The organism is Kitasatospora sp. NPDC051914 (genome assembly GCF_040680995.1).
Classification (GTDB): Bacteria; Actinomycetota; Actinomycetes; order Streptomycetales; family Streptomycetaceae; genus Kitasatospora.
In genome coordinates this window covers 1-17,965 of sequence record NZ_JBFAXX010000073.1, presented here as the reverse complement: position 1 = coordinate 17,965, position 17,965 = coordinate 1, and the positions used below count along the sequence as shown (strand labels likewise).

The 17,965-nt window shown below is 73.4% G+C and carries 15 protein-coding genes and 1 pseudogene; 10 read left to right on the top strand and 6 right to left on the bottom strand.

Going from position 1 to position 17,965, the window contains the following annotated elements; translation table 11 throughout:
• Positions 1-51 precede the first annotated feature (51 nt).
• On the top strand, positions 52-1,035 hold the full coding sequence (locus AB0M03_RS33810; protein ID WP_363498934.1) for an aldo/keto reductase: 984 nt from the start codon (positions 52-54) through the stop codon (positions 1,033-1,035).
• A gap of 98 nt (positions 1,036-1,133) precedes the next feature.
• On the top strand, positions 1,134-1,640 hold the full coding sequence (locus tag AB0M03_RS33805) for a pyridoxamine 5'-phosphate oxidase family protein (protein ID WP_363498931.1): 507 nt from the start codon (positions 1,134-1,136) through the stop codon (positions 1,638-1,640).
• Between the two features lie 26 nt (positions 1,641-1,666).
• Here the strand turns inward: AB0M03_RS33805 and AB0M03_RS33800 are convergent, their stop codons facing one another.
• A complete protein-coding gene (locus AB0M03_RS33800) occupies positions 1,667-3,235 on the bottom strand; it encodes an APC family permease (RefSeq protein ID WP_363498928.1) in 1,569 nt (522 codons plus the stop codon).
• A gap of 235 nt (positions 3,236-3,470) precedes the next feature.
• Complete coding sequence (locus AB0M03_RS33795) at positions 3,471-3,749, bottom strand: AraC family transcriptional regulator (protein ID WP_363498925.1); 279 nt, start codon at positions 3,747-3,749, stop codon at positions 3,471-3,473.
• A 761-nt stretch (positions 3,750-4,510) separates the two neighbouring features.
• Between AB0M03_RS33795 and sigJ the strand changes: the two genes are divergently transcribed.
• Both sigJ and AB0M03_RS33785 read left to right on the top strand, forming a co-directional pair.
• Positions 4,511-5,416, top strand: coding sequence for an RNA polymerase sigma factor SigJ (sigJ, locus tag AB0M03_RS33790; RefSeq protein WP_363498922.1), 906 nt, complete (start codon positions 4,511-4,513; stop codon positions 5,414-5,416).
• A gap of 17 nt (positions 5,417-5,433) precedes the next feature.
• Positions 5,434-6,117 carry an NAD(P)-binding oxidoreductase gene (locus AB0M03_RS33785; protein ID WP_363498919.1) on the top strand — a complete coding sequence of 228 codons (684 nt, stop codon included), beginning with the start codon at positions 5,434-5,436 and terminating at the stop codon, positions 6,115-6,117.
• Between the two features lie 46 nt (positions 6,118-6,163).
• Here AB0M03_RS33785 and AB0M03_RS33780 read toward each other — a convergent pair whose 3' ends face one another.
• On the bottom strand, positions 6,164-6,982 hold the full coding sequence (locus AB0M03_RS33780) for a lysophospholipid acyltransferase family protein (protein ID WP_363498916.1): 819 nt from the start codon (positions 6,980-6,982) through the stop codon (positions 6,164-6,166).
• Between the two features lie 41 nt (positions 6,983-7,023).
• Positions 7,024-7,848: a GNAT family N-acyltransferase gene (locus tag AB0M03_RS33775; protein WP_363498913.1), complete on the bottom strand. Its 825-nt coding sequence runs from the start codon at positions 7,846-7,848 to the stop codon at positions 7,024-7,026.
• A 428-nt stretch (positions 7,849-8,276) separates the two neighbouring features.
• Here AB0M03_RS33775 and AB0M03_RS33770 point away from each other — a divergent pair, with 428 nt between their 5' ends.
• From AB0M03_RS33770 to AB0M03_RS33760, 3 genes are all read left to right on the top strand, one after another.
• The gene (locus tag AB0M03_RS33770; protein ID WP_363498910.1) at positions 8,277-9,509 is read left to right on the top strand and encodes a GAF domain-containing protein; all 1,233 of its coding nucleotides are present in this window, start codon (positions 8,277-8,279) and stop codon (positions 9,507-9,509) included.
• A gap of 137 nt (positions 9,510-9,646) precedes the next feature.
• Positions 9,647-11,164, top strand: coding sequence for an aldehyde dehydrogenase (gene adh / locus AB0M03_RS33765; RefSeq protein WP_363498907.1), 1,518 nt, complete (start codon positions 9,647-9,649; stop codon positions 11,162-11,164).
• Complete coding sequence (locus tag AB0M03_RS33760) at positions 11,164-11,571, top strand: DUF779 domain-containing protein (protein ID WP_363498905.1); 408 nt, start codon at positions 11,164-11,166, stop codon at positions 11,569-11,571. Before adh ends, AB0M03_RS33760 begins: the two co-directional genes overlap by 1 nt.
• Before the next feature lie 309 nt (positions 11,572-11,880).
• Here the strand turns inward: AB0M03_RS33760 and AB0M03_RS33755 are convergent.
• Positions 11,881-12,381: pseudogene (locus AB0M03_RS33755) on the bottom strand (SigE family RNA polymerase sigma factor); the annotation flags it as partial.
• A gap of 140 nt (positions 12,382-12,521) precedes the next feature.
• Positions 12,522-13,508, bottom strand: a complete 987-nt coding sequence (locus AB0M03_RS33750; protein WP_363498902.1) for an aldo/keto reductase — start codon at positions 13,506-13,508, stop codon at positions 12,522-12,524.
• A 192-nt stretch (positions 13,509-13,700) separates the two neighbouring features.
• On the opposite strand from AB0M03_RS33750, the gene yidD reads away from it, so the two are divergent.
• From yidD to AB0M03_RS33735, 3 genes are all read left to right on the top strand, one after another.
• On the top strand, positions 13,701-14,234 hold the full coding sequence (gene yidD, locus AB0M03_RS33745; protein ID WP_363498899.1) for a membrane protein insertion efficiency factor YidD: 534 nt from the start codon (positions 13,701-13,703) through the stop codon (positions 14,232-14,234).
• Positions 14,235-14,260: 26 nt separating this feature from the next.
• Complete coding sequence (locus AB0M03_RS33740; protein ID WP_363498896.1) at positions 14,261-14,617, top strand: MmcQ/YjbR family DNA-binding protein; 357 nt, start codon at positions 14,261-14,263, stop codon at positions 14,615-14,617.
• 93 nt (positions 14,618-14,710) lie between these two features.
• Positions 14,711-17,848 carry a DUF3427 domain-containing protein gene (locus tag AB0M03_RS33735; RefSeq protein WP_363498893.1) on the top strand — a complete coding sequence of 1,046 codons (3,138 nt, stop codon included), beginning with the start codon at positions 14,711-14,713 and terminating at the stop codon, positions 17,846-17,848.
• The last annotated feature ends 117 nt before the right edge of the window (positions 17,849-17,965 follow it).

Genomic DNA, 17,965 nt, shown 5'->3' with positions numbered 1-17,965 from the left:
ACGAACGGACCCTGCACGTGCGGCCGGAGCCGGGGATGAGAGGCTCGTCCCATGGAACAGCGCGTACTCGGCCGGACCGGCCGCCCGGTCTCCGTCGTCGGACTCGGCACCTGGCAGCTCGGCGCGGACTGGGGTGACGTCCGCGAACAGGACGCCCTCGCCGTGCTGGACGCCTCCGTCGAGGCCGGCGTCACCCTCTTCGACACGGCGGACGTCTACGGCGACGGCCGCAGCGAGCAGTTGATCGGCCGGCACCTCAAGGAGCGCCCCGATTCGGGGGTGTTCGTCGCCACCAAGTTCGGCCGCCGCGTCGAGCAGCGGCCGGAGCACTACAACCTCGCCAACTTCCGGGCCTGGGCCGACCGTTCCCGCACCAACCTGGGTGTGGAGCGGCTCGACCTGGTGCAACTGCACTGTCCGCCGACCCCGGTGTACTCCACCGACGAGGTGTTCGACGCCCTGGACACCCTGGTCGCCGAGGAGCGGATCGCCGCGTACGGCGTCAGCGTCGAGACCTGCGACGAGGCGCTGACCGCGATCGCCCGCCCGAACGTCGCCAGCGTGCAGATCATCCTCAACGCCTTCCGGCTGAAGCCGCTGGAGCGGGTGCTGCCGGCCGCCGCCGAGGCCGGGGTCGGCATCCTCGCCCGGGTGCCGCTCGCCTCCGGCCTGCTCTCCGGCCGCTACACCCGCGACACCGTCTTCGCCGCCGACGACCACCGCACCTACAACCGGCACGGCGAGTCCTTCGACCAGGGCGAGACCTTCTCCGGCGTGGACTTCGCGACCGGCGTCGAGGCGGCCGCCGAGTTCTCGGCACTCGCCCCGGAGGGCGCCACCCCGGCCCAGACGGCACTGCGCTGGATCATCCAGCAGCCGGCCGTGACCACCGTCATCCCCGGCGCCCGCAACCCCGAGCAGGCCCGCGCCAATGCGGCCGCCGCCGCCCTGCCCCCGCTCTCCGAGGCCACCCTGGACGCCGTCCGCGACCTCTACGACCGCCGCATCCGCGCCCAGGTCCACGCCCGCTGGTAGCGGCCGCATGTCGGGGCACGGACGAGAATCACGGGCTGCCCGCCTGCGGCGACTCGCTAGGCTGGAACCACCCGCCGCCGTCGGAGGGAGGCAGTACCGTGACCGAGCCGACCGCAGGACGTCCCTACATGCCCGGTTACGGCATCCGGCCGGCCGACGAGGGTTCCGGCCTGCTCGACTGGGAGTGGGCGGTGGAGCGGCTGGCCGGCTCGCACGACTACTGGGTGTCCTCGGTGCGCCCGGACGGCCGCCCGCACACCATGCCGGTCTGGGGCGTCTGGCTGGACGACGCGTTCTGGTTCTCCAGCAGCGTCTCCTCCCGCAAGATGCGCAATCTCGTGGAGCGGCCCGACTGCGTGGTGGCCACCGAGGACCCGCGCGACCCGGTGGTGCTGGAAGGGCGGGCCGAGCCGACCGCCGACCCGGCGGAGATCGCCGCCTTCCTGGCCGCGCTCAATGCCAAGTACGCGGTGGCGTACGGCGTCGACTTCCTCGACCCGGCCGTCAACGCCACCGTGCGGGTGCGCCCGGCGCAGGCGATCGGCCTGCTGCACACCGATTTCCGCGGCTCCCCGACCCGCTGGCGCTTCCCCGACACGGATTGATGCCCGGCAGCGGCCGACCCGCGGTCTCACGGCGCGGTGGCCTTGTCCGCAGCTTCCTTGGGTACGTCCGGGCTGCGGAACCACGAGCCCTGCACGGCCCACTGCACGAGCATCAGCACGACACCCAGCAGCAGCGCGCCGATGCCGATGACGGTCACGCCGCCGGTGTCGCCGAAGACCGGCAGGTCGATCGAGGTGGAGCCGTACTCCGGGTCGGCGTACACGTCGAAGGCGCCGTAGCAGAAGAAGTACAGCAGCATCAGACCGCCCGCCAGCGGGGCGACGCCCTTCACGAAGAAGTCCTTGACGCTGCGGGTCAGCACCCGCCGGTAGTACCAGACGCAGGCGAAGCCGGTCAGGCCGTAGTAGAAGGCGATGCCCAGGCCCACCGAGGCGATCGAGTCGGCGAGGACGTTGCCGCTGATCGCCGTGAGCAGCACGTAGAAGGCGATCGAGGCGATGCCCATGCCGATCGTCGACCAGGTCGGCGTGAGGTGCCGGGGGTGCACCCGGGCGAAGTGCGAGGGCAACGCCTTGTGCGTGGCCATCGAGAAGCTCGTCCGGGCGGTCGGCAGGATCGTCGTCTGGGTGGACGCGGCCGACGAGGTCAGCACCATGAAGATCATCAGCTTGCTGAGGAACCCACCGAAGCCGGTGGTGCCGAACACGGCGTCGCCGAGCCCGGACAGCACGTCCCCGGAGTTCTCCTCGCTGCCGAGCCCGATGCCCTCCGTGCCGATGCCCGCGAAGGCCATGGCCGAGGTCGACACCAGGGCGTAGATGGCCAGCAGCAGCACCGTCGAGATGACCGCCGCCCGGCCGGGGGTGCGGGCCGAGTCGGCCGTCTCCTCGTTCACCGACACCGCGGTGTCCCAGCCCCAGTAGATGAAGACCGCGGAGAGGATGCCCGCGGTGAACGCGGTCGACGAGGACACCTCGAAGGGGTTGAACCAGGAGGCGTCGACCTCGATCGCCGTCGACGGCGGGTTCTCCCCGTACACCTTGACCAGGGCGGTCACCGACAGCAGCACCAGCATCACGACCTCGATGGCCAGCAGCCAGCGCTGCAGGGCAGCGGACAGTTCGATGCCGATGTAGCAGATCAGCGTCATCACGGCGATCCAGGCGACACCGGCGACGGTCGTCCAGGTCGTCGACTCGGCCAGCGAGTTCAGCCCGAAGAGTTGGAAACCGTAGATGCCCGCGATCTGCGCCAGGTTCGCCATGACGATGATGTCGGCGACGATGATGCCCCAGCCGCCCATCCAGCCCGTCCGCGGGCCGAACGCCCGGGCCGCCCAGGTGAACGTCGTCCCGCAGTCCGGGTCGGAGGCGTTCAACTCCTTGTAGGACAGGGCGATCAGCAGCATCGGGATGAACGCCAGGACGGTGACGATCGGCGCCTGCAGCCCCACCCCGATGACGAGGATGCCCAGCGTCGCCGCGAGGCTGTACGCGGGGGCCGTGGAGGCCAGGCCGATGGCGACGGACGACACCAGGCCGAGCGCGCCGGTCTTCAGACCCTTCTCGCCGGCACCCGAGCCGGTCGACCGGGGTGCGGTGGAAGGAGTCTGACTGCCGGGAGGCACCGACACCGGACCACCCCCTCTCTCCAGCCCGGAGGCTGTGACGGGGCCGCAAGGGCTCGTACTCGCACCATCGTACGCCCGCAACCGCCACCGCACTCGGCGTCAGAACCCCCTGTGACCTGCGAAGACGTCAATTCACCCGGTGGGCCCAGCCCTGCTGGAACCGCTTCGGGGCCTGCCGCGGCGGCTGCCGCACGAAAGGCCGTCCGGTCGCTCCACAAGGGGTGCGGGTGCCCTTCCCTCAGCCACGGCCGCGCGGCTCGCCGCGGTACGTGCCGAAGTACCAGCGGTTGCCCTCCGGGTCGCGGGCGGCGAAGTCCCGGGAGCCGTAGTCCGCCAGCCACACGCTCGGCGCCACCACCGCCAGCGCACGGAACTCCCGCGCCAGATGGGCCTGGTCGAAGTAGCCGCAGGCCGCCGCGAGTTCGGCCAGCCGGCCGCCCCCGGACGCCGCCATCCGGCGGGCCCGGTCGAAGCGCACCACCCGCGCCGCGGCCTTCGGCGACAGCCCGGTCTCCACCCGGAACCGCGCCGCCAGATGCCGCTCGCTCGCTCCACCCCACCTCCGCCGCCAGCGCCGCCACCGGCACCCGGCCGCCGCCGCGCCGCAGCACCGACCACGCCCGGCGGACCTCCGGTGCGACCTCCCCGAACGGCCCCGCGGCCCGGGGGGAGCAGCGCGTCCAGGACCGCGAACCGCTCCGGCCAGCCGGCCGCGGCCAGCATCCGCTTCCGGATCTCCCCGGCGAGCGGCCCCAGCAGATCCTCCGCGGGCAGGTCCAGCCCCGCCAGCTCGCCGGCCGGCAGCCCCAGCAGCGGGCGCGCCGCCAGCGGGTCCAGCGCCACCTGGATGCCCGACTGCCGCCCGGGGTGGGTGATCAGCGCCGGCACCGTGTGCAGCCCGCCCGGCAGCGCCGTGCAGTCCTGCGGTCCGCGGCCCGGCTCCGGGTGCTCGGCCACCGTCAGCGGATCGTCCAGCGTGAAGATCAGCGTCAGGTGGGGCGAGGGCAGCCCCCGGTGCCGCCCCGGCGGCAGGCCCGCCTGGCGGTACCCGGAGTACCAGGGCGCGCACCGCGCCGTCGGCCCGGCCGGCCGTACGCGCACGCCCTCGTCCGAAACGGCTTCGTCGACCACCGTCCCGTCGACCACCCCGCCAGTATCGGCCCGCCGGGCGCCGCGCGCGGTACCCGGGTGAGACCCGGGTCACATCCGGCGGGGTGGATGTCACACCCGGGCCCCCTGTGCTGCTCTCGATCGGTGACCGCACACGGGAGGCACACCATGACCGGCAGCGCAGCCGACGGCGACGGGGCGACCCGGGCCTTCGTCGACCACCGAGACCTGCTCTTCTCCATCGCCTACAGCATGCTCGGCACCGTCGCCGACACCGAGGACGTGCTGCAGGAGACCTGGCTCGCCTGGGCCGGCCGCGGCACCGCGCGGATCGACAACACCCGTGCCTACCTGGTGCGGATCGCCGTCAACAAGGCGCTCGCCCGCCGGGCCGCGGTCACCCGCCGCCGGGAGACCTACTTCGGCCCCTGGCTGCCCGAACCGCTCGTCGCCCCCGCCGGCGTCGAACCGCCCGCCGGCACCGCCGAGGAGGCCGAGCGGGCCGAGTCCGTCTCGATGGCCCTGATGGTCGTCCTGGAGACGCTCTCCCCGCTGGAGCGGGCCGTCTTCGTGCTGCACGAGGTCTTCGGCTACCAGCACACCGAGATCGCCGACCTGCTCGGCCGCACCCCCGCCGCCGTCCGCCAGACCGCCCACCGCGCCCGCGAGCACGTGCACGCCAGGCGCCCCCGCTACCGCACCGACGCCGCGCTGCGCCGCCGGGTCACCGAGCGGTTCGCCGCGGCCGTCGGCGGCGGCGACCTGCACGCACTGCTCGACCTGCTCGCCCCCGACGTCACCCTGTGGGCCGACGGCGGCGGCCGGGCCCCGGCCGCCGGGCGCCGGCCCGTGCACGGCCGCGAGCAGGTCGCCCGGACGCTGATGGCCGGCGCGGCCCGGAACGCCGCCGCCCTGCACGTCCGCTGGGCCCGGGCCAACGGAGACCCGTCGGCCGTCCTGTTCGCCGGCGAGGAGCCGTTCGCCGTCCTGGTGGTCGAGCCGACCGCCGACGGCGACCACGTCCGCGACATCTACTTCGTGACCAACCCCGAGAAGCTCACCCGCATCAGCTGACCCACCCGGAGACCGCCGTGAAACTCACCGTCGTCGCCGCCACCGGCGGCATCGGCCGCCACCTCCTCGACCAGGCGCTGGCCGCCGGCCACCGGACGACCGTGCTCGTCCGCAACCCCGACCGGCTCACCCCCGGGCAACGGGCGTCCGACCGGATCCGGGTCGTCACCACCGACCTCGCCGACCCCGACCCGGCCGCCGTGGAACGCGCCGTCGACGGCGCCGACGCGGTGCTCTCCGGCCTCGGCGCCCGCTCCAACGCCGAGGCGGGCGTCGCCGAGCGCGGCACCCGCGCCCTCGTCCGCGCGATGCGCAGCACCGGCACCCGGCGGATCGTCGTGGTCAGCGCCGCACCCGTCGGCACCGTGCCCTCGCCCGGCCGCCCCACTCCGCCCCGGTACGACCCCAGCGACGGCTTCCTGATGCGCCACCTCTTCGGACCGGCCGTCAAGGCCGCACTGCGGCCGCACTACGCCGACCTGGCCCGGATGGAGGACGAGCTGCGCGACAGCGGCCTCGACTGGACGGTCGTCCGCCCGCCCCGGCTCACCGACGGGCCGGCCACCGGCACCTCCCGGACGGCCCGCGGGCAGAACGTGCGCGGCGGCTGGACCGTCCCGCGCGCCGAGGTCGCCCAGCGGATGCTGCGGCTGCTCGACGACCCGCAGACCGTCCGCGAGGTGCTCGCGATCGCGCGCTGAGCCGTCCGCCATCCCGCCCGGGCCGCTGCCGGCCGGGCGGGTGGGATCAGGCGGCGGCCGGCAGGCGGTCGGCCGTGTGCCGGGTGCTCCCGGCGGGCGCTGCCGGGGCGGGCAGGAGCGGGGTGCCGAAGACCACGGCCCGAGCCGCTGCGGCCAGTTCCCGGCGGCCCGCCGTACCCGCCGGGATCGGCGTGCGGAACTCCACCTCCGCCACCAGCCCGCGGGCGGCGAGCACCCGGCGGAGCGAGGCGAGCAGCCCGTCCTCGCCGACGAACGCCGCGACGGTCGCCGTCCCCCCGTCCGCGAGCCGGTAGCGCACCGCCATCGGCTGGACGGTCGCCCCGGCACGCACGGCCGCCTCGAACAGGGCCGGCCGGAACCGCCCGCCGCTGCGCCCGCACCAGGTGCTGCCCTCCGGGAAGACCGCCACCGGTTCGCCGCGACGCAGCGCCGCGGCGATCGAGTCCACGGCGGCCGGCAGCGTGCGCAGCCGGTCCCGGTCCAGGAACAGGGTGCCCGCCCAGGCCGCCAGCGGGCCGATCAGCGGCCAGTGCCGCACCTCCGTCTTCGCCAGCATCCGGCCCGGCCGGACGGCCAGCACCAGCAGGATGTCCAGCCACGACACGTGGTTGGACACCAGCAGCACGCCGCCGTCCGTCCGTGGTGGCGGGCCCGCCCGCAGCTCCACGCCGAGCGAGCCGATCAGCAGCCGCGCCCAGCGCCGCACCAGGCGCTCGCGCAGCGCCGGCCCGCAGCAGCCGCGGACCAGCGGTGCCAGCGCCACCCCGGCGAGCAGCAGCCCCGCGCAGGACACGCCGCGCAGCAGCTGCCGGCCGGGGCCGACCGCCGGGTCCGGGCCGGCCACGCAGTCCTCCGGCGTGCAGGGCGCGGTCGGCAGCCAGGCGCTCACAAGGCGGGCCCGGCGGACAGGAAGTGCCGCAGGTAGCGGGGGTCGGTCCGCTCCAGCGACAGCAGCACGTACAGGTCGGCGACGCCGAAGTCCGGGTCGTGCGCGGGCTCCCCGCACACCCAGGCGCCCAGCCGCAGGTAGCCGCGCAGCAGCGGCGGGATCGCCGCCCTGGCCGGACGCTCGACCCCCGCGTGCTCCCACGGGCGCAGCGGGGCGACCCGGTACTCCTCGGGCGCGAGGTGCTTGGCGAACACCGCGTCCCGCACACCGGCCGCGGTGCTGCCGCCGTCGGCCAGCGGGACGGAACAGCAGCCCGCCACCCAGGAGTTGCCGGTGGTGGTCAGGTAGCGGGCGATACCGCCCCACATCAGGTTGACCACGGCGCCGCTGCCCCGGTGGTCCGCGTCGATGCAGGAACGCCCGACCTCCACCATCCCGTCGCGCAGCCCGGCCAGCCGCGACAGGTCGAACTCGGTGTCGGAGTACAGCCGGCCGGCGCGCCGGGCGGCCTGCGGGCGCAGCAGCCGGTACGTGCCGACCACCTCGCCGGTCGCGTTCTCGCGCACCAGCAGGTGGTCGCAGAAGTCGTCGAACGGGTCGGCGTCCAGGCCCGGCAGCGGGCTGTCCAGGACGGCGCCCATCTCCTCGGCGAACACCCGGTGGCGCAGCCGCTGCGCGGCCCGGACGTCGCCCTCGTCCTGGGCCAGGGCGACGCTGTAGCCGGCGGGCGCGGCCGGCTTCGCGGACGGGGCGGCAGCGGCGGCCCGCCGGGGAACGGTCTGCTGGGGAACGGACGTTGTGAGGACGGGGGCGGTGGTCATCGCGGACTCTCCCTGGTCGTGGACGGGGCTGGACGCACTGCGCTCCGGACGGCTCCCGGCACCCGTCAGGCTCATGACGGGCCGGTCACCCGTATGTCTCCCGTGGCCGGTCGGCATCGAGGTGGCCGCCCGACGGAGCGCAGATGTGGACCCGCTGAACGCCTGGCGCGGCCCGCACCCCGCCCGCCGCCGCAGCCCCGCCCGCGCGGCCCCGCCCCACCCGCCCCGGCCGGTGCCGCGGCGAACTGCCGCGCCCGGCGCCGCCCGTACACGCACCGCGGCCCCGCGCCGGCCCGCGGCGCCACGGGCACCACCTCCTGGCCAGGCCCGCCCGGTTCGGCCACACTGGGCGAACCGGGACGAACAGCCCTGTCGACGGGACCGCCGGAAGGCCCGTCGTCGACGACGAGGTCGAAGGGGTCGAGGCAGTGCATGGTGATCTTCGCCGGCGCAGGGCGGCGCTGGAGGACGAGTGGTCCCGCTGGGTACCGCGGCAGGCCGCCGACCCGCACCCCCCGCTCGACCTGCACACCCCGGCCGGCTCCGCCGCCGTCCGGCCCGAGGTCGCCGACTCCTGGCTGCGCTCCCTGACCACCGTCGACCCCGGTCGCACCAGCGCACCCATCAGCGACCCCGGTTCGCGCTGGGCCGGCTCGCCGCTCCGCGCCCCGGTCGAGGCCCTCGCCGGCGAACTCCGCTCCGTCGCCGACGACGCCGGGTTCGTCGTCGCCGTCACCGACGCGTCCGGCACCATCCTGTGGACCTGCGGCGGCCGCGTCATGCAGCGCAAGGCCGAACGCGTCAACTTCGCCCCGGGCTCCCACTGGGACGAGCCCGCCATGGGCACCAACGCCCTCTCCCTCGCCCTGCGCACCGGCCGCGCCGCCACCGTGTTCTCCGCCGAACACCTGGTCTCCGCCCTGCACGGCTGGGTCTGCTACTGCGCACCCGTCCGCAGCTCCGACGGCCGCATCCTCGGCACCCTCGACCTCTCCACCACCTGGGACCGCTCGCACCCGCTCGCGCTCACCACCGTCCGCACCCTCGCCGCCGCGATCGGCGCCGCACTCCCCGCCGGCACCGCGGCCCCGGCACCCGAGGGCATCCGGCTCACCTGCCTGGGCCGCGAGGAAGCCACCCACGACGGCACCGCCCTGCGCCTGCCGCCCCGGCAGTTGGAGATCCTCACCCTGCTCGCCCTGGAGCCTTGCGGCTTCTCCGCCGACCGGCTGCGCACCGCCCTGTACGGGGACCGGCCGGTCACCGCCACCACCCTCAAGGCCGAGATCTCCCACCTGCGCCGCGCCCTCGGCGGCGCCATCACCGCCCGCCGCTACCGGCTCGCCGCCTCCGTCGACTGCGACGCGGCGACCGTGCTGCGCGCGCTGGAACGCGGCGACACCGCCACCGCCCTGCAGCACTACACCGGGCCGCTGCTGCCGCACTCCGAGGCCCCCGGGATCGTCGAGCACCGCGAGTACCTGGCGGTCGCCGTCCGCTCCGCCGTACTGGCCGGGGCCGCCCCCGAACCCGCCCTGCGCTACGGCGAACTCGCCCCGTACGACGCCGAGGTGCACGAACACGCGCTGCGCTCCCTCGCCCCGGGCGACGGGCGGCGGGCGATCGCGCTCAGCCGGCTGCAGGCCGCCCTGCGGGACTGAGCCCGGGCGACCTGGGCCCCGGCAGCCTCGCGGCGCCAACCTTTCACCAACCCGAAGGGGTGAGAGTGGCCCGCGCGCCACGGCCGAGGGACGGCCGCCGGCGCCCCCGCCCGCGCCTTTCGACGAGGAGAGCCGCCATGGTGTACGCCCAGCCCGGAACTGAGGGCAGCATCGTCAGCTTCGCCCAGCGCTACGACAACTTCATCGGCGGCAAGTGGGTCGCCCCGGTGGAAGGGCGCTACTTCGACAACCCCTCGCCGGTGACCGGCCAGGTGTTCTGCCAGGTCGCCCGCTCCTCCGCGGCCGACGTCGAACTCGCCCTGGACGCCGCGCACAACGCCGCCGACGCCTGGGGCCGCACCTCCACCACCGAGCGGGCCAACGTCCTCAACCGGATCGCCGACCGGATCGAGCAGAACCTCGAGAAGCTCGCCGTCGCCGAGAGCTGGGAGAACGGCAAGCCCGTCCGCGAGACCCTCGCCGCCGATCTCCCGCTCGCCGTCGACCACTTCCGCTACTTCGCCGGCGTCGTCCGCGCCCAGGAGGGCGGCATCGCCGAGATCGACGCCGACACCGTCGCGTACCACTTCCACGAGCCGCTCGGCGTGGTCGGCCAGATCATCCCGTGGAACTTCCCGATCCTGATGGCCGCCTGGAAGCTCGCCCCGGCGCTCGCGGCCGGCAACTGCGTCGTCCTCAAGCCGGCCGAGCAGACCCCGGTGTCCATCCTGCTGGTCGTCGAGCTGATCGCCGACCTGCTGCCGCCCGGCGTCCTCAACGTGGTCAACGGCTTCGGCACGGAGGCCGGCAAACCGCTCGCGTCCAGCCCCCGCGTCGCCAAGGTCGCCTTCACCGGCGAGACCACCACCGGCCGCCTGATCATGCAGTACGCCAGCGAGAACATCATCCCGGTGACCCTCGAGCTCGGCGGCAAGAGCCCGAACATCTTCCTGCCGGACGTCATGGCAGCCGACGACGACTACCTCGACAAGGCCGTCGAGGGCTTCGTGATGTTCGCCCTCAACCAGGGCGAGGTGTGCACCTGCCCGTCGCGGGCGCTCGTCCACTCGTCCATCTACGACGAGTTCATCGCCCGCTGCATCGCCCGCACCGAGGCCATCACCGCCGGCAACCCGCTCGACCCCGCCACCATGATCGGCGCCCAGGCCAGCAACGACCAGTACGAGAAGATCCTCTCCTACCTGGACATCGGCCGGCAGGAGGGCGCCGAGGTCCTCACCGGCGGCAACGCCCGCACCGTGCCCGGCCTGGACGGCGGCTACTACATCGAGCCGACGATCTTCCGCGGCACCAACGACATGCGGATCTTCCAGGAGGAGATCTTCGGCCCGGTCGTCTCCGTCGCCACCTACGACTCCGTCGAGGAGGCCCTGCACATCGCCAACGACACCCTCTACGGCCTCGGCGCCGGCGTCTGGACCCGCGACGGCAACACCGCCTACCGCCTCGGCCGCGCCATCAAGGCGGGCAGGGTGTGGACCAACTGCTACCACGCCTACCCGGCGCACGCCGCCTTCGGCGGCTACAAGAAGTCGGGCATCGGCCGCGAGACCCACAAGATGATGCTCGACCACTACCAGCAGACCAAGAACCTCCTGGTCAGCTACTCCGGCCAGAAGCTCGGCTTCTTCTGATGAAGCCGGCCCCCGCCAGGATCGAACTCACCGGCGCGGCCGAGGAGTTGCTGAGGACGCTGGTGGCCGTGCACGGGCCGGTGATGTTCCACCAGTCCGGCGGCTGCTGCGACGGCAGCGCACCGATGTGCTACCCGCGCGGCGAGTTCCGGGTCGGCGCCTCGGACCTGCTGCTCGGCCGCGTCGCCGAGGGCACCCCGTTCTGGATCAGCGCCGACCAGTACGCCCACTGGCGGCACACCCACCTCACCGTGGACGTCGTCCCCGGCCGCGGCAGCGGATTCTCCCTGGAAGCCCCCGAAGGGGTGCGGTTCCTGATCCGCTCCCGCCTCTTCACCGACACCGAGACCGAAGCCCTCGCCGTCCAGGGCCCCCTGCCCACCGGCGCCGACCACCAGGAGCCGTAGGGCTCGTCGCCCGAGCCGCCCGAGCCGCCCCGATCGACCGGCCCGGACCACGGAGACCTGCGCGAGACGGAAGTACGATGCCGTTCCTTCCGATTCGCGCGGGTCCTCGTGGTGCACCGGGCACCGCGGTCAGCGGGGGGTGCTGAAGTCCGCGGGCAGGCCGACCGCCACCTGCTGCCACACCGAGTCGAGCGCGATGGCGGTCAGCTGCGCGGTGTCCAGGACGGGTGCGTCACGGGTCGGCCCCGTCGCGGTGGTGGGAGGACCGGGGATGTTGCTCGACCTGGCGGTCACCTGAACCCCGTCCGTCCCGAGCAGGGCCCGCATCCGGTTGAGTGCGCGGTGGGCGCGCGAGCGGACGGCCGTGGAGCTGAGTTGCAGCACGGCCGAGGTCTCCTCGATGCTGCGGTCCTCCCAGTACCGCAGCACGAGCACGGCCCGGTCGGCCGACGACATCGCCTGCAGCGCCTGCATCAGGGTCACCCGCAGGGCGGGATCGGCGTCGGTGACCGACGTGTCCGGGAGTTCGTGCGCAGCCTGCTCGGTGCTGCTGCGCCGCCGGCGGTGCGACAGGAAGGTGTTGACGAGCACCGTCTGGGTGTAGCCGACCGGGTTCTCCATCCGGGCGACGCGCCGCCAGCGGACGTATATCCGACTCAGTGCCTCTTGGACGAGGTCCTCGGCCAGGTGCCGGTCACCGCCGGTGAGCAGGTAGGCCGTGTGGAAGAGTTGGCCGCCCCGGGCCGCGGCGAACTCCAGGAAGTCGGGCGGCCCGGCAGCCGTCCGACCGGTCGTCGGTGAGTGGTCCATGCCTGGCTAACGCGATGGGACGACGTCCGTGTTGCAGGGCGTCGCCACATTGTTCGAAACGGACGGGCGTCGCCCCGCCGTCCCGGTGGGTGCCGGGGCGGCGGGGCCGTCCTCATCCTCGAGCCTCGACGTGAACGGGCTCAGTGCGCGGTGTCCAGCCGTGCCCGCTGGTCCGCCGTCAGCTCCAGGTCCACCGCGGCCAGGCTCTCCTCCAGCTGCGCCACCGAGGACGCCCCCACCAGCGGGATCACCGGCACCTCGCCGCCGATCAGCCAGGCCAGCACCACCTGGTTCGCCGTCGCGCCGGTCTCCGCCGCGACCTCCCGCAGCACCGCCAGCCGCTTCGGCGTCCCCGCATGGTCGAAGCCCTCACCCAGCGGCTTGTCCGACCGCACGTAACTCCCGCCCAGCAGCGGCGAGTACGCCACCAGCGCCAGCCCGGGCTCCGACCGCAGGTAGCTCAGCACCTCGCCGCCCGCCACCCCGACGCTGCCGTCCGCGGAGCGCAGCGTCGGCAGATCGGTGCGGTGCCGCAGGTAGCTGTGGTGGTACTGCAGCACCTCCCAGCCCGGCAACCCGGCTGCTGCCGCGAGTGCCCGACCCCGCTCCACCCGCCACGTCCAGTGGTTGCTCACCCCGAGCAGCCCCACCGAACCCTCCGCCGCCAGCGAACCGAACGCCTCCACCGTCTCGGCCAGTTCGGTCCGCGGGTCCTCGATGTGCGCGTACAGCAGGTCGATCCGGTTGGTGCCGAGCCGCTCCGCGCTGCGCTCCGCCGCCTCACGGACGGCCTTCGCCGACAGGCCCTCCACATTCCGGCTGAACCCCGTCGACGGCGCGAGCGGCCGGGCACCCACCTTGGTCGCCACCACCACCTCGTCGCCGATCCCGCGGCTGCGCCGCCACCGGCCGAGTAGTTCCTCGCTCTCGCCGCCCTGCGAACCGTGCACCCAGAAGGCGTAGTTGTTCGAGGTGTCGACGAAACTGCCGCCTGCTTCCACGAAGCGGTCGAGCAGCGCGAACGAGGTCGGCTCGTCGACGCCCGAGCCGAACAGCATCGCCCCCAGGGCGAGCGCGCTCACCTCGCGGCGGGTCGACGGGTCGGCGCCGATCGTGCGGTACTTCATGGCTGTTCCCCAACTCTCCTCAGTTCCCCCGTGGGGACGGACGGTTCGGAGTCTGACGGTTGGAGTGCACGCGAAGTCAAGCGATCCGACGGTTGCCGGGGGAACCCGCAGGTGCGCTACCGTCGTCCGACTCTCCGAGCGCGCCGCACCGGCGGCGGGCGCAGACCACCGGACGGAAGGCAGGCCGCAGCCGTGTCCCAGCACCACCCGCACCACGTCCAGCAGCACAGCGGTCCGCCGCCGCGGCCCGGCCGGGCCTGGTGGTGGCTGCCCGAGCACGAGCGCCGGCGCCGCCGGGAGCAGAAGCGCGCCCGCGAGGAGTGGAAGCGCCGCAACAAGCGCAAGGACGACAACGACTGCTGCGACGCGTGCGACTGCGTCGGAGACTGCGGCGACCCCTGCCTGATCGCCCTGATCCCGGTGATGCTGGCCTCCGCCCTCAAGGCCGTCGCCACCCGCGGCCGCGCAGGCGTGGGCGCCGACCCGGCCGCCCCCGTCCCCACCGGGGCGCTCGCCGCCGGCCTCTACGGCGCCGTCCGCCACTACCGCACCCGGATCAGCCCCGGCCGCCCCGCCTGCTGCCCGTACACCCCGTCCTGCTCCACCTACGCCGTCCAGGCCCTCCACCGCCACGGAGCCCTCCGCGGCTCCCGCCTCACCCTCGGCCGCCTCCTCCGCTGCCGCCCCGGCACCAGCGGCGGCAACGACCCCGTCCCGGGGCGGTGAGCCCTTCGACCCGGCAGACTGGTCGGATGGTCACCGTCGACGAAGTGCGCCGGCTGGCGCTGTCCCTGCCCCGCACCGAGGAGGCGCTGGTCCGCGACCGGATCAAGTTCAGGGTGGGCCGGATCGTCTACCTCGCCTTCAGCCGGGACGAGTCGATCCTCGGCTTCGCCCACCCCAAGGAGGAGCGGGCCGCACTGATCGCCTCCGCCCCGGACACCTTCCTGCCGCCCGACCCGGCCGACGAACGCTTCAACTGGGTCCAGGTCCGGACGGCGGCCATCGACACCGACGAGATGCGCGAACTGGTCCTGGACGCCTGGCGCATGGTCGTCCCCCGCCGCGTCGCCGCCGCCCACCTCGACGAGGGCGGTCCCGACCGCTGACGGGCCGGGACAGCGAGACGGGTACCCGGCATCGGGCTGTCGTCGGTATGCGCTACAACTGAGCGCACCATCCCGACCATCCTTTGGAGCGGCATGCCGGACAGCGGCGCGGAGCTCGGTCTGCCATCGGCGTCCGGCCTGTACGAGCGGGTGGTGACCGACGCCGTGGCGGCCCGGCTGGCCACGCTCGGCGAGGCCGGATGGCGGGTGGTCGATCGCCCGGTGCCCGAGAACTCGACCCCGTTCGTGCTGGCCCGGCACATCGGCTCGGTGGTGGAGCGGGCGCTGCTGGACCTGAACCCGGAGGATCAGGTGGCGACGGCGAACCGCCTCCTCGCCACCCTGGCCGAGTCCGGCGCCGGTACGGCCGATCAGGTGGCGCCCGGGCCGCGCGAGCTCGTCGCACTCGCCGACAAGGAAGCCGACGGCGTCTACCGAGTCCGGCCGCTGACCCCGCTGTCCGAGACCGCGCTGCTCACCAACGCTCCGGAGGAGCAGAGCCTCGGCCACGAACTCCGCGCCGAACTCGCCTCAGCCGACCGCGTCGACCTGCTCTGTGCCTTCGTGAAGTGGCACGGCCTGCGGGTGATGGAGGAGCCACTGCGCGAACTGAAGCGCCGAGGCGTCCAGCTGCGGGTCCTCACCACCACCTACCTAGGGGCCACCGAGCGCGCCGCCCTGGACCGCCTGGTCCGCGAGTTCGGCGCCGAGGTGAAGGTCAACCACGAATTGCGCTCGACCAGGCTGCACGCCAAGGCCTGGCTGTTCCGTCGGGCGAGCGGCTTCGACACGGCCTACGTCGGCAGCTCCAACCTGTCCCGGGCGGCGTTGCTCGACGGGCTGGAATGGAACGTCCGGCTGTCCGGCGTCGCCACACCGGCCGTCCTCCGCAAGTTCGAGGCGACCTTCGACTCCTACTGGGCCAACCCCGAGTTCCGGCCGTACCACCCGGACACCGACGCCGATGAGCTCGACGAGGCCCTTCGGGCTGCCGGCGGATGGTCGCGAGGCGGCGGCGCCACGCTCCTCTCCGGGCTGGAAGTGCGGCCCCACCCGCACCAGCAGGCGATGCTGGAGAGCCTGGACGCCGAACGCAAGGCCCGCGGGCACCACCGCAACCTCCTGGTCTCCGCCACCGGCACCGGCAAGACCATCACGGCCGCGCTCGACTACCGCCGGCTGCGCGCCGAGCGCGGTGGCGACCTGTCGCTGCTCTTCATCGCGCACCGGAAGGAGATACTCGAGCAGTCACAACGGGCTTACCGAGAAGTGCTGGCCGAGGCCACCTTCGGCGAACTGCTGGTCGGCGGAGCCCGCCCGCAACACCACCGGCACCTCTTCGCCGGCGTTCAGTCACTCCACGGCGGCAAACTCGCCGGCTTCGCTCCGGACGCCTTCGACGTCATCGTCATCGACGAGTTCCACCACGCCCAGGCGCCCACCTATCGGCAGATCATCGACCACTTCCAGCCCAAGGAGCTGCTGGGCCTCACGGCCACCCCCGAGCGCGCCGACGGCAAGCGAGTCCAGGACGAGTTCTTCGACGGCCGTATCGCCGCCGAACTCCGGCTCTGGCAGGCCCTCGAGGACGACCTGCTCTGCCCCTTCCACTACTTCGGCGTCCACGACAACACCGACCTGCGAGCCATCAGCTGGCGCCAGGGCGCCTACGACGTCGACGAGCTGAGCGAGCTGCTGACCGGTGGACGCACCCAGGCCCGGCAGGTCGTTCAGTCCGTCCGTGACAAGGTCGCCGACCCCAGCCGGATGCGGGCCCTCGGCTTCTGCGTGTCCGTCCGCCACGCCGAGCACATGGCCGCCGCCTTCCGGCAGGCCGGGCTGCACGCCCTCGCACTCTCGGCGAACACACCCACCGAGCAACGCCGCGAGGCCCTCGACGGGCTACGCGCTGGCCGCATCCAAGTCCTCTTCAGCGTCGACCTCTTCAACGAGGGTCTGGACGTCCCGGACGTGGACACCATCCTGCTGCTCCGCCCCACCTCCAGCGCCACGATCTTCCTCCAGCAACTCGGCCGAGGTCTGCGCCGCTCGCCCCACAAGGCCGTCCTCACCGTGCTGGACTTCATCGGGTACCAGCGCAAGGAGTTCCGCTTCGACGAGCGTTTCCGCGCGCTCACCGGCCACACCCGCCGAGGCGTCCAGGAAGCCGTTGCCGACGACTTCCCGCTGCTTCCGGCGGGATGCCAGATCGTGCTCGACCGGGTCGCCAAGGACATCGTCCTGGAGAACATCAAGGCTCAGCTCAAGGCCGACGCCAATCAGTTGGCCGCTGAAATCCGCTCCTACGGTGTCCCGACGCTGGCCGGTTACCTGGCGGAGAGCCGCCGCGACATCGACGACCTCTACCGCGGCAAGAACTCCTGGACCAGCCTGCTCAGACGAGCCGGTCTCCTCACCGAGCCCGTACCCGACGGTGAGGAGCCGCTGCTCCGTCGCGTGCCTTCCCTGCTCCACGTCGATGACCCTGCCCGGGTCGCGGCCTACTCCGCCCTGCTGGCGGACGACGCACCTGACCTCGACCACTTGGCCGAGCCGCTCCGGACCTACGCGGCCATGCTCTTCTTCTCACTCTGGCCGGGCGGCGGCGGATTCCCCACCGTCGCCGAGGGGCTGCGCTCGCTGCACAAACAGCACCGGTTCCGCGAGGAGCTGCGCCAGGTCCTCGCCCACGGCCTGGAGCACGCGGACCACGCCCCGGTGGCCCTCGGCACCGGCCTCGGACCACTGACGCAACGGCCGCTCGCCGTCCACGCCCACTACAACGCACCCGAGTTGCTGGCCGCGCTCGGCCGGGCCTCGATCGACGGTTTCAAGCCGGCCACCTTCCAGTCCGGCGTGGTGTGGTGCGAGGAGTCCCGGACGGACGCGCTGCTGGTCACCATCAACAAGGACGAGAAGAACTTCTCGGCGAGCGTCCGCTACCGGGACTTCGCGCTCAACGCCGACCACTTCCACTGGGAGTCCCAGAACAGCACCTCAGCCGCCAGCCGCACCGGCCAGCGCTACACCGGCCACCGGAAGGCCGGCACCAATGTGCTGCTGTTCGTCCGCCGCTCCAAGACCGTCGAGGGCCGCACCGCGCCCTACGTGCTGCTCGGCCCCGCCGATTACGTCTCCCACGAAGGCGACCGCCCCATGGCCATCACCTGGCGGCTGCACCACCCCCTGCCCTCGGACGTCCACCACTTCACGGCCGTGACCACCGGCTGAGTCCGAAAACGCAGAAGTGCGGGTCGGGATTTCTCCCGCCCCCCCCGTGGTGCAGTGGTGTGGGGGGGGGACTTGAACCGGGGCCATCGCGGAGTGGGGGTCGGGAGAGGGGGGTGG

What these genes read in the sequence shown, in the direction of transcription:
- AB0M03_RS33775 (WP_363498913.1), bottom strand. Translation starts at nt 7,848, where the DNA reads ATGACCACCGCCCCCGTCCTCACAACGTCCGTTCCCCAGCAGACCGTT.
- adh (WP_363498907.1), top strand. Translation starts at nt 9,647, where the DNA reads ATGGTGTACGCCCAGCCCGGAACTGAGGGCAGCATCGTCAGCTTCGCC.
- AB0M03_RS33740 (WP_363498896.1), top strand. Translation starts at nt 14,261, where the DNA reads ATGGTCACCGTCGACGAAGTGCGCCGGCTGGCGCTGTCCCTGCCCCGC.
- AB0M03_RS33735 (WP_363498893.1), top strand. Translation starts at nt 14,711, where the DNA reads ATGCCGGACAGCGGCGCGGAGCTCGGTCTGCCATCGGCGTCCGGCCTG.
- sigJ (WP_363498922.1), top strand. Translation starts at nt 4,511, where the DNA reads ATGACCGGCAGCGCAGCCGACGGCGACGGGGCGACCCGGGCCTTCGTC.
- AB0M03_RS33760 (WP_363498905.1), top strand. Translation starts at nt 11,164, where the DNA reads ATGAAGCCGGCCCCCGCCAGGATCGAACTCACCGGCGCGGCCGAGGAG.
- AB0M03_RS33750 (WP_363498902.1), bottom strand. Translation starts at nt 13,508, where the DNA reads ATGAAGTACCGCACGATCGGCGCCGACCCGTCGACCCGCCGCGAGGTG.
- AB0M03_RS33810 (WP_363498934.1), top strand. Translation starts at nt 52, where the DNA reads ATGGAACAGCGCGTACTCGGCCGGACCGGCCGCCCGGTCTCCGTCGTC.